At 42.2% G+C, this 15,274-nt stretch carries 12 protein-coding genes; 8 read left to right on the top strand and 4 right to left on the bottom strand.

Annotated elements, in window-relative coordinates; genetic code table 11:
- Positions 1–80: 80 nt before the first annotated feature.
- Entirely contained in the window at positions 81–908 is an 828-nt protein-coding gene (locus E1163_RS10895) for a universal stress protein (RefSeq protein WP_155171562.1), read from the bottom strand.
- 376 nt (positions 909–1,284) lie between these two features.
- Here E1163_RS10895 and E1163_RS10900 point away from each other — a divergent pair, with 376 nt between their 5' ends.
- The 3 genes from E1163_RS10900 to bshB1 all read left to right on the top strand — a co-directional run bounded on the left by E1163_RS10900 (position 1,285) and on the right by bshB1 (position 3,417).
- A complete protein-coding gene (locus E1163_RS10900) occupies positions 1,285–1,770 on the top strand; it encodes a hypothetical protein (RefSeq protein WP_155171564.1) in 486 nt (161 codons plus the stop codon).
- A gap of 109 nt (positions 1,771–1,879) precedes the next feature.
- On the top strand, positions 1,880–2,296 hold the full coding sequence (locus tag E1163_RS10905; protein WP_155171566.1) for a hypothetical protein: 417 nt from the start codon (positions 1,880–1,882) through the stop codon (positions 2,294–2,296).
- 401 nt (positions 2,297–2,697) lie between these two features.
- The gene (gene bshB1 / locus E1163_RS10910) at positions 2,698–3,417 is read left to right on the top strand and encodes a bacillithiol biosynthesis deacetylase BshB1 (protein ID WP_155171568.1); all 720 of its coding nucleotides are present in this window, start codon (positions 2,698–2,700) and stop codon (positions 3,415–3,417) included.
- Positions 3,418–3,521: 104 nt separating this feature from the next.
- Here bshB1 and E1163_RS10915 read toward each other — a convergent pair whose 3' ends face one another.
- Both E1163_RS10915 and E1163_RS10920 read right to left on the bottom strand, forming a co-directional pair.
- Entirely contained in the window at positions 3,522–4,331 is an 810-nt protein-coding gene (locus tag E1163_RS10915) for a DUF6503 family protein (protein ID WP_155171570.1), read from the bottom strand.
- A gap of 74 nt (positions 4,332–4,405) precedes the next feature.
- Entirely contained in the window at positions 4,406–5,302 is an 897-nt protein-coding gene (locus E1163_RS10920) for a YihY/virulence factor BrkB family protein (RefSeq protein WP_155171572.1), read from the bottom strand.
- A 176-nt stretch (positions 5,303–5,478) separates the two neighbouring features.
- Between E1163_RS10920 and E1163_RS10925 the strand changes: the two genes are divergently transcribed.
- The 5 genes from E1163_RS10925 (at position 5,479) to E1163_RS10945 (ending at position 14,696) form a co-directional block, all read left to right on the top strand.
- Complete coding sequence (locus tag E1163_RS10925) at positions 5,479–8,070, top strand: M1 family aminopeptidase (RefSeq protein ID WP_155171574.1); 2,592 nt, start codon at positions 5,479–5,481, stop codon at positions 8,068–8,070.
- A 98-nt stretch (positions 8,071–8,168) separates the two neighbouring features.
- Positions 8,169–11,255: an ATP-binding cassette domain-containing protein gene (locus E1163_RS10930; RefSeq protein ID WP_155171576.1), complete on the top strand. Its 3,087-nt coding sequence runs from the start codon at positions 8,169–8,171 to the stop codon at positions 11,253–11,255.
- Positions 11,256–11,468: 213 nt separating this feature from the next.
- Positions 11,469–11,999 carry a YfiR family protein gene (locus tag E1163_RS10935; RefSeq protein ID WP_155171578.1) on the top strand — a complete coding sequence of 177 codons (531 nt, stop codon included), beginning with the start codon at positions 11,469–11,471 and terminating at the stop codon, positions 11,997–11,999.
- On the top strand, positions 11,999–13,792 hold the full coding sequence (locus E1163_RS10940; protein WP_155171580.1) for an ATP-binding protein: 1,794 nt from the start codon (positions 11,999–12,001) through the stop codon (positions 13,790–13,792). The genes E1163_RS10935 and E1163_RS10940 overlap by 1 nt, the downstream gene beginning before the upstream one ends.
- A gap of 1 nt (position 13,793) precedes the next feature.
- Complete coding sequence (locus E1163_RS10945) at positions 13,794–14,696, top strand: histone deacetylase family protein (RefSeq protein WP_155171582.1); 903 nt, start codon at positions 13,794–13,796, stop codon at positions 14,694–14,696.
- A gap of 90 nt (positions 14,697–14,786) precedes the next feature.
- On the opposite strand, the gene E1163_RS10950 is transcribed toward E1163_RS10945, so the two are convergent.
- Positions 14,787–15,164 carry a hypothetical protein gene (locus tag E1163_RS10950; RefSeq protein ID WP_155171584.1) on the bottom strand — a complete coding sequence of 126 codons (378 nt, stop codon included), beginning with the start codon at positions 15,162–15,164 and terminating at the stop codon, positions 14,787–14,789.
- Positions 15,165–15,274 lie beyond the last annotated feature (110 nt).

The following is a 15,274-nucleotide window of genomic DNA, read 5'->3' on the forward strand; positions in this document are numbered from 1 at the left end:
TTCAAAGTTAAGCCATTTACTCAAATTGCTATAAACAAATTTACTGCTTAGTGATTTGTATGTGCCAAATATTCAGTGTTTTACGTAGAAAGAGCCAGCACGGGTATTTCAGTATGGAAAATAATTTTTTTGCTTTGACGACCTTTCATCAGTACCTCAAATAGCTGGTGTTTGCGGGGTACTAATGTAAGCAGGTCAATATCATGTTCATGACAGTAGCTGTTCAGGCCTTCTTCAATATCATCGGTCTGTAGTAAGTGATAATGGTGAGGAACATCTTTAAAGTAGCGTTGCATTTTTTTGGCTTCTTCTGCCTCCTCAGGGCTTATATCATTCTCCTTACTGATATGGACAATGTGTATTTCAGCACCAAAAACATTGTTTATCATGAGCAAAGGGTCAAAAAGGCCAAGGTGTGCATCTTTATAGTCACTCGCCAGTGCTATCTTTTTTAAGGGGCGGTAACCTGCACTTTCAGGAATGATCAACACCGGAAATTTGCTGTTCTTTGCCACAGCATAAGCATTCGTGCCCAATATGACCTCATCAATACCATGAGCGCCTTTGGTGCCCATCACTACCATATCGGGCTTGAAATGGCTGGATTCCAGAATAAAAGCATCTACCACCGAGCCGTGCTTGATTATGGTTTCGTATTTGACTTCTGCCAGTTCGGGTAATTCATCCACCAACCGGGCGAAGTCCCTCTCTATATCTTCTTCTATGCCCGAAACAAGGGTGCCTACAATTGAAGCCGCCCCCATTTCACCATGTGTAACAGGTATACTAAAAGCATGCATCAGCAATAGGTCAGCCGGCATTCTTTTGCCCATATGAATGGCATATTTCAAGGCATTTTTCGAGCATTTCGAAAAATCGATCGGAACAAGAATTTTTTTATGTGCCATTGTATTAGAAATCTAAATGATTGTAAGTTGTCTTTTTACCTATCTTTTGCGGAGTTCCCAGTATTTTTTTGAAAAGCCTTAGCCGGTTATCCCAATATTCCTTCTGATTTTCATCTGTGTAAGGTTTGCAGGAATTCTGGTTCATGTTTTTCAGGTTCTTTGTATTTGAATTTCGTTTGTTGTCCACTTCGCAAGCGACTTGGTTCTTTTAAATATTTATCAAGAGCCAATTTACAGGGGTTTTACTTTTAATATAATGATTTTACCCCATTCACGTCCATGATAAAGGTCATGTATCACTGACGTGAGAAACTCTGCGTAAGATATCCCATGCGTCAGGATTTTAAACCAGAAATTATTTGTTTATATTGACAGAATGATGTCGATTATTAGATTTATGGTAGGTTTGATGTGTTTTTTGGTGACGCCTGTAGCCATGTATGGGCAGGATATGGTGCCTTTCAGGCCAGACACAACTTACAATTTTAAGCTTGACTATGACTTCAAAACCAAACCGCCACTACCGCAAGGAGAAATTTCATACACCGAATATTATAACAGGTCCAGTGATATACTCCCGTATGTCTCTGTAAAGATTGCCATGCTTAATCTCGTCGAAAGTGATTTTAGGGTAAAAGTTGTTAATAATCAGGGAGACCAGGTTTACAGCAGGAAACTGAGATTGCCCATGGAGTTTGATGTTAATCTCGGTTTTGCAGAAGACCTGAAAGAAAAACTGGTGCCACACCTTTATTACGTCTACTTCTTCGATAAGGATAAGAACATTCAATCAAGAATTACCATAGAAGTTACTGAAACCGGTGACTTCCTGTTGAATGATAAAGTATATGGTAAGCTATAAATACCCGGAATTGCCTTTGTGTAAGTATTTGTGAATCAGTATTTTTAGGCTTGTCAGGGTTTTGGCCTCATAATTGTTTAGCATAAAGTGAGAACCAAAACTTACGACTATGAAAAAACAGTTACTATTTTCCGTTATCATTTTGATTTCCCTTTCATCTTGTCAGCTTACGGTAGTGGAAGAGCCACATGTACATATAGACGTAAGAGATCGTTTTTTAGGAGTTTTTGATGTGGAAGAGTACAGTGAGACCTTTGGTGCCTACAGTTACTACCATGTTGATGTTGTTGCACTGCATGGAGAACCAGGTTCAGTCATTCTCAGGAATTTTTACGGAGCAGGTATCGATGTAATTGCCGATGTTGAAGGCAATTACCTGTACATTCCGCATCAGGATGTAGGAGGCTTTCATGTAGAGGGTGAGGGTAGCATATCAGGTAACAGATTGGAATTATCCTATTCTGTTCATGACTATATGGCTTATCGTGATATAACAGATTACTGCCTGAGCGTGGCATGGAGATAAAAATATTGGTTTTGTTTTGAGTTTTGACCTTTAAGGTTGCTTCATAAACTTTGAGATTGACAGGGAAGGAAGTTGGTATAAAGTTTTTGAGGCGACCTTTTTTTGGTCAGTAGAAATTCCCGGGGACACTAACTTATTACCTCTGTGTTTGACAGAAAGTTATTAATAGTAGTTGGTAGTCCCTTATAAAATAACAATAGACGCAGTTTACTGATTTTCAGCGGCAAGCCTCATATTGCACGCTATATTTTCCGATCCATTGGCTCCACAGGTTTCAACTTTGTCCGTTTTTTATTCAATTCAATAAAAAAATAAAGTTTAAACGTTGAATATTTGCTTTAGACTGCCTGATTGAGGTTTTTTTGGTTACTTTAGCTGATGTTTTATCAAAACCGGTATTTATGAAGTTAGATATATTGGCGTTCGCCGCACATCCTGATGATACAGAGTTGAGTTGTGCCGGTACATTAGCGGCACACATTGCTAAGGGGTATAAAGTAGGAGTGGTGGATTTTACGAGAGGAGAGATGGGTACGAGGGGAACTGCTGAGGTCAGGGACCATGAAGCCCGGGAGTCTGCAAAGATCCAGCAGCTTGCCATCAGGGAAAATTTGGGGTTTGAGGACGTTTTTTTTACGAATGACCGGAAACATCAGTTGGAAGTGGCCAGGGCTGTACGAAAGTACCAGCCGGATATTGTTCTTGCCAACGCAATTACTGACCGGCATCCTGATCACGGAAAGGCAGCCAAACTGGCTGTAGATGCCTGCTTCCTGGCCGGTCTGAGGCGCATAGAGCTAAAGGATGAAGAAGGGGAGGAGCTGCCTGTATGGCGTCCAAGAGCGGTATATCACTATATTCAAAGTAACTATATACAGCCAGATTTTGTAGTCGATATCAGCGGGTTCTGGTCTGTGAAAATGCAGGCTATAAAGGCTTTTAAATCTCAGTTCCATGACCCGGAAAGTAATGAACCAGAAACTTTCATTTCTAATCCCGAGTTTATGAAATTGCTCGAAGCGCGGGCAAAGGAATATGGCCACAGCATTGGTGTGGAGTACGCAGAAGGTTTTACAGTTAACAGGACCATCGGAGTTACAGATATTACCAGCCTGCTATAGAGAAACAACTTTGTTTTTTACAAGGTGTATTGGTAAATGCCGGAACGGAAGGGTTCCGGCATTTTGTTACAGGTAGTTTTGCCAGTCACGCCAGCTAATCTTTATCACTTTACCTGCAAACTGTCAATTTCGGCATTCTCAGGCATTTCGAAAATAGATTGATCCGGTACCTCTTCGGAGAATAGCACATTTGAAAACTCAGCCCTGTACCTTAGCTCACCGATGCTGTCCGCTTCAAATTTGTGTCCTTCCATTACTGCCGGCGCAAACAGTCCGTTCACTTCATGCCAGTCTGTATAACGAAGTGCATTATAGTTCTCATGTTTTTCTCCACTGAAATAGGTTACAGTATAAAGCAGCAGTTCCAGTTGATAGGTTTCCGGATTAAAGTGGGCAATGTAAAGGTCATCGTCAGCATCGCCGACACCTGATTCGAAGGAAACCCTCAATGCTCTGTAAGTGCGGCCGGCTACAGTCTGTTCCCCAAGGTCTTCGTATCGGATGCCAGGATCAGCCAATACAAAAGGTACTGCGAAAAAGTAAAAGACAAGGTTGTGATAAAATCTGGGAGGCATCTCCCCAAAAGCCGCTTTGTCAGGAGCAACCCATACATTAGTGCCATCCATACCCAGAGAGTAGTTATCACCGGTAATCAGCACCTTTCTCGATTTCAAGTCAATGAGTTGTGTCTCTTGCTTCTCACTGCCCAGGGTTGTGGACAGGTTGTACTTTACGCTGTTAAAGGTTTTCCATTGCTCCAGTCCTCCATGAGCCTTTAGCGCTTTTTGCAATAGTTCAGGATATGATGTGGTGTCTTCTTCGTGGCTATCAGCCGTTGTACCAGGTACCTCTTTCGACGACTGTTTTGCACAGGCCGAGACTGTCACTATCAGTATAAATAGTATGTTTTTCATTGGTTTTGTTTTTTAGTAGGTCAAAATTAGTGATAGCAATGCGGTACATTGTGTCGGTTTATTGACAAACCTTGTTATTCCCTGGCGACTGACACTGTATATAGTTCTGCATTCTTTTTGGGCTGTATGTCGGAGCCCAGGGCGCGGGCGTAGGTTCTTGTAAAAGCGGCTCCATAATACATAATGAGTGACGAGTAAAAGATAAAAAGCAGGAGCAACATAATGGAGGCTGATGCCCCGAAGATATCGTTAAGGTTATCCGTGATTAGAAACCTGCCGAGTATATATTTACCAATGTTGAATAATACGGCAGTGACAAAACCTCCGATAATGGCATCTTTTCCCTTTAACCGCGCATCGGGCAGGTACTTTAGTAAAATGGTAAACCAAAGGGTAACTACCAAAAGTGACAGGATAAAGCTGACCCCACGGATCACCAACGCATCTACCGAGGGGATTATTTTATCAAGGTAACCCTCCAGTACCGCCACAGCGGTATCGGCAAAAAGGGAAGCCACAAACAGTAATCCGCCAACGAAGATGATGAGCAGGGACTGCGTGCGCTGTTTTAGGGTGTAGGCAAAATTTCGGGTTTTCTTAAGACGGATATTCCAGATGTGGTTAAATGCCTGCCTGATCACATGAAAGAGGGTGGTTGACACAAAGGCCAGGAATACACTTCCTCCGATGGTGATCCATACACTACTAGCCTGATCCCTGAAATTATTGACTATATTGCTGATCTCCTCTGAAGTGCCACTGCCAAACAGGGTTTCAATACGGCTGTAAAGCTGGTCGGAGATCTCTTCCTGCTGAAAATAAAGGCTGAGTACATTTAGAATAATAATGATGATTGGAGCAAGTGAAAATAGGGTGAAAAAGGCCGTAGAGGCTCCTAAAAGTAAAGGTTGGTTCACCTTTAACAACTTATAAGAATCTACGAAGACCTGTCCGATTTTTTTGATGTGCATGACGCTTATATAGAATATTTATGTGATATATTCACCCCTTTAACAATATACAGAGCCTCTGGTTTAAAGTGGGATTGCTGAACGTTGATGGCGTATAGCCCCTTCAGGAATGATCAAAAACCAAAGGCTGATTTAAATAAATACAAAGTGTTGAATTTATTTTTTATGTTTATGGTATGACACTATGCCGTTATAGAATATTTGCCTTTTTAATAATTATCTCATTACATATTTCATGCTCTGACAAAAATGAAAACCTGCTGGTGCCGGGTATTTCAGAGGAGTTGGCTCATCATAGAGAGTCGATCATTGACAACATTACCTATGATCTGTATTTTGATATTCCGCAAGACAGAAATGATGCGATCCATAGCACCGCCCGTATATCTTTTGATTTGAAAGATACAGAAGACGACCTGTTGCTGGATTTCAACGCTGCCCCGGAAAAGTTAAAGGCAATGGATGTAAATGGTAATACCATCGACATTCATTGGGAAAAAGAGCATATTGTGATACCGGCTGACTTATTAGAACCAAGCAACGTTATTGATATTCAGTTTGATGCAGGGGAGCAATCATTAAACCGCTATGAAGATTACCTTTATACGCTTTTTGTTCCTGACCGTGCTTCCACCTGCTTTCCCCTTTTTGATCAGCCGGACCTAAAAGCCACCTACAAATTGTCCTTGACCATCCCCTCTGCATGGAAGGCTGTTACCAATGGAAGTATGGTATCGAAAGATGATACCGGAGCTAAAACAACCTACGTATTCAAGGAAACACCGCTGATCAGCAGCTATCTGTTTTCATTTGTAGTTGGCGATTTCAAGATGGTATCGAGAAATGTAAACGGATGGGCGCTCAATATGTACCACCGGGAAACTGATTCGGTCAAACTTGCCAATAATGTGGATGCCATATTTGACTGGCACCAGAAGTCACTGGACTGGATGGAGGACTACACCGGCGTAAAGATGCCTTTTGAGAAATTTGACTTTGTGCTTATACCGTCGTTCCAATACGGAGGTATGGAGCATCCGGGTGCTGTATTGTATAATGCCTCTGCACTGCTACTCGATGAGTCTTCCACCCTTAACCAGGAGCTGGGACGTGGCCGCTTAATTGCCCATGAAACTGCCCATATGTGGTTTGGGGACCTGGTTACCATGGAGTGGTTCAATGATGTATGGCTCAAAGAAGTGTTTGCCAATCTGATGGCTTCCAAAATAGTAAATCCAGGTTTTCCTCAGGTGAACCATGACCTGCAATTTTTGACAGCTCATTATCCAGGTGCATACAGTGTAGACCGCACCATGGGTACACATCCTATTCAGCAAGACCTGGGCAACCTTAAAGATGCCGGCACTTTGTACGGTGCGATTATTTATCAAAAGGCACCCATTGTAATGCGGATGCTTGAAGAAGGGCTGGGGCATGAGAAATTTAAAAAAGGCCTCCGTGAATATCTTGACCGTTACGCATTTGATAATGCAAATTGGGACGACCTCATCAAAATACTGGCCAATGATGCTCCTTTTGACATTGAAAAGTGGGATGAACACTGGGTGAAATCAGCAGGTATGCCGGTGGTACAGTACCTCATCAGGAGTAAGAATGAAAAGGACATATCAAAAATGAATATCTGGTCGACCAATGAACAAATGGAAATGGATGATGACCTTTGGTGGCGTCAGGACCTTGATGTGTTACTGGGTTACCCTGATACAGCAAAGTATCAACCGGCAGACCTGCTTACAGGCAAGGAAAAACCTGATTTTAAAGGGGAGCCTTTTCCCGAGTACCTCTTTATCAATGGTGGTGGCCTGGGCTATGGCTACTTCCGTATGAATGGTGACTCCAAGGAGTACCTCATCAGAAATGTTGACAGTTTTGCAGATCCGGTTTTAAGAGCAGCCATATGGATCAACCTTTATGAAGCTGTGCTCAGAGGTCATTTGACACCGGAGAAATTGATACACAAGGCTATTGAGAGCCTTCCTAAGGAAGAGGAAGCACTGATAACAGAATATATTACAGGAGTTATTTATACCATTTACTGGAAAATGCTTACCGATGAAAATCGTGCAGAGCTTGCGCCCAGGCTGGAAGGCATACTGCTCAACATGATGCTGCATGCACCTTCCATCAACCTGAAGTCCACCTATTTTAACTCGTTGAAGTCTGTTGCCATATCGGAAAATGGCGTATTGATATTGAAAAAAATATGGAATGAGGAAATGGAAATGGAAGGGTTGCCACTTTCTGAGAAGGATTTTACAAGCCTTGCCTATGAGCTGGCCGTAAGGGAGGTCGAAGGTTACGAAAGCATACTCACGGAGCAGGGAAAGCGGATCACCAACCCTGACCGTAAAAAGAAATTTGATTTTATCCTGCCGGCGCTCTCGGCAGACGCGGCCGTGCGTGATACATTTTTTGAGAGCCTGAAAGAAGTCAAAAACAGGAAAAATGAAGCATGGGTGCTTGAAGCGCTTAACTATTTACATCATCCTCTGAGAGCTGAGCATGCAGTGAAGTACATTACACCCAGTTTGGAGATGCTACGAGAAATCCAGGTTACAGGGGATATATTTTTCCCGAAACGCTGGCTCAATAACACACTGAGCGGGCATAGTTCAGAGAAAGCTGTAGATGAAGTAAGGCAATTTTTATACAAGCACAATGACTACCCTGCAAACCTGAAAAACAAAATACTACAGTCGTCCGATTTGCTTTTCAGAAGCGTGGAGCTAAAGCGAGACAAGAAATAGTCATTGCTGCTTTTTAAATTTAATTGCGGTTACTATTGTTTTGCAGAGTAACCTTTTATTATTTAACCTTTTACTTTTAAAACGAAGGACACCCATACATGAGTGAGGAACTTCTGAAAGCTATCATTCAGTTATTTGCGATTGTTGCCAAGGAAAGGGTAACTGAAGATGAGCGTGCCAATATAAAAGAGTTTCTGTCTGTACACCTCAACCAGGAAGCCATTGGCTTTTACCTGAACCTGTTTGATACATACTGCTGTGAAAATGACCTGGAACAAAGGGAAGGCCTGAACCTGGATGATGATACCCTGGAGTTTGTTGGTGATTGGGGCAGGATCATGGCCATAAGCAAGCAGGTGAACCGGGCGCTCACCATGCAACAGAAAGTGGTGCTGGTTATTAAGATCATAGAGCTTGTTTTTGCAGATAACGAAATATCCGAAAGGCAGGGAAACCTCATTTTCTATATCGGTGAAGCCCTGAAAATATCCCGCCGCGATATGGTCTCACTCCGTAAATTCGTTACCGGACAGGACCTGGAAGATCTGGCCTCCAAGGACGTGCTGATCATCGACGAAGGTTCCGGGGAATATGAATTTGATGGCCCAAGGCTGGTGGCTAAAAACCTGACCGGTTTGATAGCCATTTTGAGGCTTTCCAATATTGAAACGTACTTTATTAAATACCTGGGCATCTCTGTACTCACCCTGAACGGTATCCCTTTAAAGAGTAGGAAAATAGATATTTTCCCGACCGGAAGCACCATAAGAGGAAATAAAATTGATACCATTTACTACAGCGATGTGGTGAGTGAGTTTTTGCAGGGGCAGGTAGAGAGCAAAATAACTTTTACAGGAGAGCACCTTTTCTATCATTTCAAAAGCGGTCGTGCCGGTCTGCAAAATGTAAACATCAGTGAACAGGGAGGGAAGCTTATCGGTATTATGGGTGCCAGCGGGTCTGGAAAGTCCACCCTGCTAAGTGTTATCAATGGCTCTGAAAAGCCGTCCAGCGGCCGTGTCCTCATCAATGGGACTGATATTTACGAGCATCCTGAGCAAGTGGAAGGTGTAATTGGCTATATCCCACAGGATGACCTGCTTATAGAAGAGCTTACCGTATTTGAGAACCTTTATTATTCTGCCCGTCTGTGCTTTGGACAGTATACGCAGAAAGAAACGGAAGACCTGGTGGATAAGGTACTCATGAACCTGGGGCTAATGGACATTAAAAATCTCAGAGTAGGGTCGCCCCTGGATAAAACTATCAGCGGTGGTCAGAGGAAAAGGGTAAACATAGGACTGGAGCTTCTTCGTGAACCCAGTGTACTTTTTGTAGATGAGCCAACCTCAGGGCTGTCGTCGCAGGACTCGGAGAACATCATGGACCTGCTGAAAGAGCTTTCTTTGCGCGGTAAAATGGTTTTTGTGGTTATACATCAGCCGTCGTCCGATATCTTTAAGATGTTTGACAGTTTGATTATACTTGATGTAGGCGGTTTGCAGATCTACTATGGCAATCCCATTGAGGCCGTTACTTATTTTAAGGAGATCATCAATGCTGCCAACAAAAATCAAAGTGCATGCCCGGAGTGCGGTAACATCAATGCTGAGCAAATATTTGGCATCATCGAAACCAAGGTGGTCAATGAATACGGGCGCCTGACCAATACCAGAAAAGTCTCACCGGGACAGTGGTATCAGTATTTCAGGGAGAAAATCAAACTTCCGAAGCTTAAGCATGTCAGGGAACGGATCAAAGTAATGCAGGAGATACCTAATTGGTTCCGGCAGTTTGGTGTTTACATGACGCGTGACGTGCTTTCAAAGATTGCCAATACCCAATATATGGTCATTAATTTCCTGCAGGCCCCTATATTGGCATTCTTCATGGCCTTCCTTGTGCGCTACTACGGTACAATAGAAACCGAAAATGCCTCTTACTCCTTTTATGAAAATGACAATATTCCTGTTTATTTCTTCATGAGTATCATTGTGGCCCTTTTTATGGGCCTTACGGTAAGTGCAGAGGAGATTTTCAGGGACCGAAAGATCAGGAAGCGGGAGAGGTTCCTGAACCTGAGCAGGAGCAGTTACCTTTCATCAAAAATAGCTATTCTGTTCTTCATCAGTGCAGTTCAAACCGCATCATTTATAGTTATTGGCAATTGGGTTCTTGAAATAGAAGGGATGGGCTTGCGGTTTTGGCTGATACTATTTAGCAGCTCCTGCTTTGCCAATATGTTGGGGCTTAATGTTTCCGCCTCCTTTAATTCAGCGGTCACAATCTACATTTTAATCCCGATTTTACTGATCCCTCAGCTCCTTCTCAGTGGGGTAGTGATCAATTTTGATAAGTTCAACCCCAGAGTCAGCACTATGGATGGGGTACCGTTGATCGGTGAAATTATGGCATCGCGATGGGCCTTTGAGGCAGCTATGGTTACGCAGTTTAAGGACAATGAATATGAAAAGCAGTTTTATGACCTGGACAAGGATGCCGCTAATGCCGAATACAAGAAGTTATACTACATTCCCAGGTTAGAATCAGAGCTTGCCTATGTGTTTAACAATATGACCAAACGGCTGACTCCTGAGGCCAATCAAATGAGGCAGTCCCTGCAACTGCTGCGAAATGAGATCGGTAAGGAGTTGAATGCCATTGGTAAAGATAAATTTGCACACCTGGATAAGCTGGTGCTGGAAGAGTTTGATTCTGCAACCTATGTCTCAACCGGTGAATTTCTCAATAAACTTAGGCAAATGTACGTAAACAGGTACAATGCAGCGGTAGACGAAAAAAATAAGAAGATAGAGGCTATGACCAATGCCGCCCAGGGACTTGAAAAGCTGGATTCTTTAAGGCTCACATATCAGAATGATGCCATAGTTACCGCCGTCCAGAATACGAACAGTACCTACAGGGTGATTGCTCTGGACAACCGGCTTGTACAGAAGATCTATCCGATCTATTTTGAAGATTTTGAGCCGGCTAATGCACTCGATTTCAGGACCAAATTTTTTGCACCAAAAAAGCATTTTGCAGGAGCCTATATCGATACCTTGTTTTTCAACATACTGATTATATGGCTGATGTCGCTGATATTATTTGTTACCCTATACTACAGGATGCTACAAAGGCTCATCCTTTTTTTTACAACCCGTAGAAAAAGAGTGCGAACATAAGTTGGTATAAGAGATGGGTAGCAATGTTGGCAAATTCAGGTTTTATTATTTATCTTATTAGTTATTTTAAAGCTTCTGTACGGTTAGCAAAAAGGAGACTCTACAATTTATTGAATCTATAGTGGTAAAAATCAAAGCATTTGTTTGTAAATTAAGCGAAGGGGAAGCTTCTGATAAAACAAAGTTGGTGCTATTTTACAATGAATCGTGTCTATGAAGGTTTTTTTGAAGAAATATGGCCCCGTTATTTTGTGTTTCCTTTTCCTTAACGTCGAAGCCCCGGCCCAGATTGGAGAAACACGCTTAAAAAGCATTTGGCTTGAGAAATTTTCAAAGTTCATAGAATGGCCTACGAGTGATACCCTGGATTATTTTACCATTACTATTTTAGGGAATGGAGACATTAATCAATACCTGTTCGACATATATGAAAATAGGACTATCAAGAACAAGCCGGTTAAAATAAAGGTTATTGATAAAATAGATAGCCTTGAGACCTGTAACATCCTTTTTGTCAATGCCGAACAGGCCAAAGATCTGGATAAGGTGCTGGACAAGGTAAAGTCAAAGCCCATACTCACCATTGGCGATACCCAGGGATTTGCTAAAAAAGGTATTATAATCAATTTTTATCTGGAACATAATAAGGTACGGTTTGAGTTAAATGTATCGGCGGCTAAATCCAGTGGCCTCGATGTGGATTTTCGTTTGTTGGAAGCAGCAAGAATTATAAAGAAGATATAATGTTGTTCTTTAAAAAATTAACCATAAAGAATAAACTAACGGCAATAATTTTGTCGGTGACCATATCTGCCTTGTTAATTAGTTTTTCATTTTATAGCTATTACTCATACTACAATAGCCGCGAAGCAGTACTCAACCAAATGGATGTTACTGCCAGGCTTATCAGTGAGTATTGTGTAGGGCCGTTGATTTTCGAAGACCAGAACGGTGGACAGGATATTATAGAGAAGGTGGCCAGTATACCTGAAATCAGTCATGCCTACATACTGAACAAAGACAGCTCCCTGTTTGCGTATTATAAAGGAGATCAGGCTACAGAAGCAGACACAGCAATGCTTTTACTTAACAGTGAGCAGTATTTTCAAATTAGTAAAACCGTAGAGTACAAAGCAGAGAACTACGGCACAGTCCTGCTCCTGGTGCCGAAGGCCATTGTTAGCCAGATGGTGAGAAAAGATGTGGTCTACCTTTTGATTATATTTGTGATCATTGTTATCCTGTCCGTATTTTTTACCAACAAATTGCAAGGTTATATTTCGAAGCCGATAACCAGGCTGGCCGATTTTGCCGAAGATATAGCCATTCATAATGACTATTCCCAAAGCATTTCGCATGATGAAAAAGGTGAGATTGGTTACCTCTATGACAGGTTCAATCACCTGCTTTCCCAGGTGCGCAAAGAAGAGATAGAGCAGCTCAGGATCAATCGGGCCCTGAAGCTTAGCAAGGAAAACTATCAGAATATATTTCAGAACTCCATAGTAGGCATTTTCAGGATAGATGTACATTCAGGCAAAGTGATACAAGCCAACAAGAGGACCTGGGATATCCTCAATATGGACCCGGTCTTTCATGACAGCATTTTCCGGCACTTTCAGAAAACGGAAAACCTGTGGAGCCTGTTGAGATCACTCCTGAACAATGGATTTATTGAAAATAGTGAGCTAAAGATCTCTACCAAAGACAATTATTCTGTGTGGATCAGTGTTTCAGGCAGATTAAACCAAAAAGAAGGATACTTCGAAGGTGTAATACAGGACATCTCAGAAAAGAAGAAAAATTTCATTGAGTTGCAAAAAGTGAATTTTGAACTTGATAACTTTGTTTACCATGCCTCCCATGACCTGAGATCACCTTTAAGGACCATCCTCGGGCTGATCCATATTGCAGGGCTGGAGAAATCCAGGGAAAATATATTTAAAATCCTGGGTCGTGTAGAGGTAAGCATAAAGAGGCTCGATAAACTCATCACCGATCTGCTGACCTTCTCGCGAAATGGCAGGATCAAAGGACAAATAGAGGAAATCAACATCAAGAAGATGATTGAAGCCTCCATTGAGCAGATTGACCCTGTTAAATTTGATAAAATTAACGTTTCGGTGGAAGTTAGTGAAGACAGTGTGTTCAAATCCGACCCCGTCAGGGTAGGGGTTGTACTCAATAATCTTATCAGCAATTCCGTAAAATACCAGGTAAAAGGAAATCCTGATCAATACATAAAGATTAAAGCAGATGTGACCGAGGAAAGCCTGGTGCTTATGATAGAAGACAATGGCGAGGGCATACCTGCCGAAAGCCTGAGCAAGATCTTTGATATGTTCTATCGTGCCTCGGAGAACTCTGAAGGCTCGGGACTAGGCCTTTACATTGTTCATAATGTGCTGGAAAAGCTTGGAGGTCAGATACATATAGCCTCAGAGCCCGGAAAAGGTACTACCGTTCAGGTTATACTGCCTAATTTTGCAAATCCACAGATGTCAAGCCTCCTGAGCTTGCTGGAAGATAGCCCGTAAAATGTTAAAAATAGCCTGGTCAGATATATACAGCCATCCGTTGCCTGAAAACCATAGGTTCCCTATGCTCAAGTATGAATTGCTGCCTGAGCAATTGCTTTATGAGGGAACCATTGGAAACAAAAACATTTTTAGTCCGCAAAAACCTGATGAAAGCCTGATCCTACGCACCCATGACCCTTTGTATTGGGACAAGTTAAAGTATCTTTCGCTGTCCAGGTCAGAGATCAGAAAGACAGGCTTTCCGCTTTCCCGGCAATTGGTGGAGAGGGAAATTACAATTTTAAATGGCACGGTTCAGTGCGCACTTTATGCACTGCAGTATGGCATAGCTATGAATATTGCCGGAGGGACCCATCATGCATTCTCTGATAGAGGCGAAGGGTTTTGCCTGCTTAATGATATCGCCGTTGCATCAAATTATTTGCTGGATAATGAGCTGGCCAGACAAGTATTGGTTGTTGACCTTGATGTCCATCAGGGAAATGGCACTGCAGAGATATTTCAGAACGACAGCAGGGTATTTACCTTTAGCATGCACGGCGCCAATAATTACCCGTTGCACAAAGAGTGCAGCGATCTGGATATAGCCCTGCCGGATGGCACTACGGATGCTTTTTACCTGAATACCCTTGAAGTAAACCTCAAAAATCTTCTGGATCAGGTTCAGCCAGACTTTTTGTTTTTTCAGTCAGGAGTTGATGTTTTGGGCACGGATAAGCTGGGCCGATTGAATCTAAGCATTGCAGGTTGCAGGGATCGGGACAAAGTGGTTTTGCAATGTGCAAAAGAGCGAAATATACCGCTGGTTGCTTCAATGGGGGGAGGGTACTCCGAAGATATCAAGATAATTGTAGAAGCGCACGCCAACACCTACCGGCTTGCGCAGGAGATTTATTTTTGATCTTTGTAGCGTGAAGATTACCAGTGAACTCAGAATCCAGCGTCTAGTGCAATTTAATCCTAATTTGGAATGTTAGTGTCTCACAGAAATTTAGTCTGACCCCTTATTATTCAGGGTGCTTCCTTGCCACAGAGAGTTGTTCTTATAGTAGTCATTGACGTTTGACATCACCTCTTCTTCGTTACTTTCCAGTTCCTCTTGTGTAAACTTCGGAGCCTCTGATATCCATTGTGGTCCGAAATTCACTCTTAATTCGTTTGATTTGAGATGCAAATAAAAAAGCTTTGACGGGATGGCTCTGAGTACATCCTGCTCTTCCGTAAGGTTGGCGACACTTCTTTCCCTGAAAATTATATATTTTTGATCCTGATGCTTCTGAAACCCTTTAATTTCCCCAATTTCGCCATATATGGGGTGATAAATGCTCTTATTGATCAACTTCTTTACCAATAGCTCTTCCAACTCCATATTTGTCTGGTGTTTAACACAGTATTTATCAGTCAATTTTCTTACCAATACAATTTAATCATTTGTACCGGCATTTTGTTTATATGATAGTGTGCATTATGCCCCACAAG

It is taken from the genome of Fulvivirga kasyanovii (assembly GCF_009711405.1).
GTDB lineage: Bacteria > Bacteroidota > Bacteroidia > Cytophagales > Cyclobacteriaceae > Fulvivirga > Fulvivirga kasyanovii.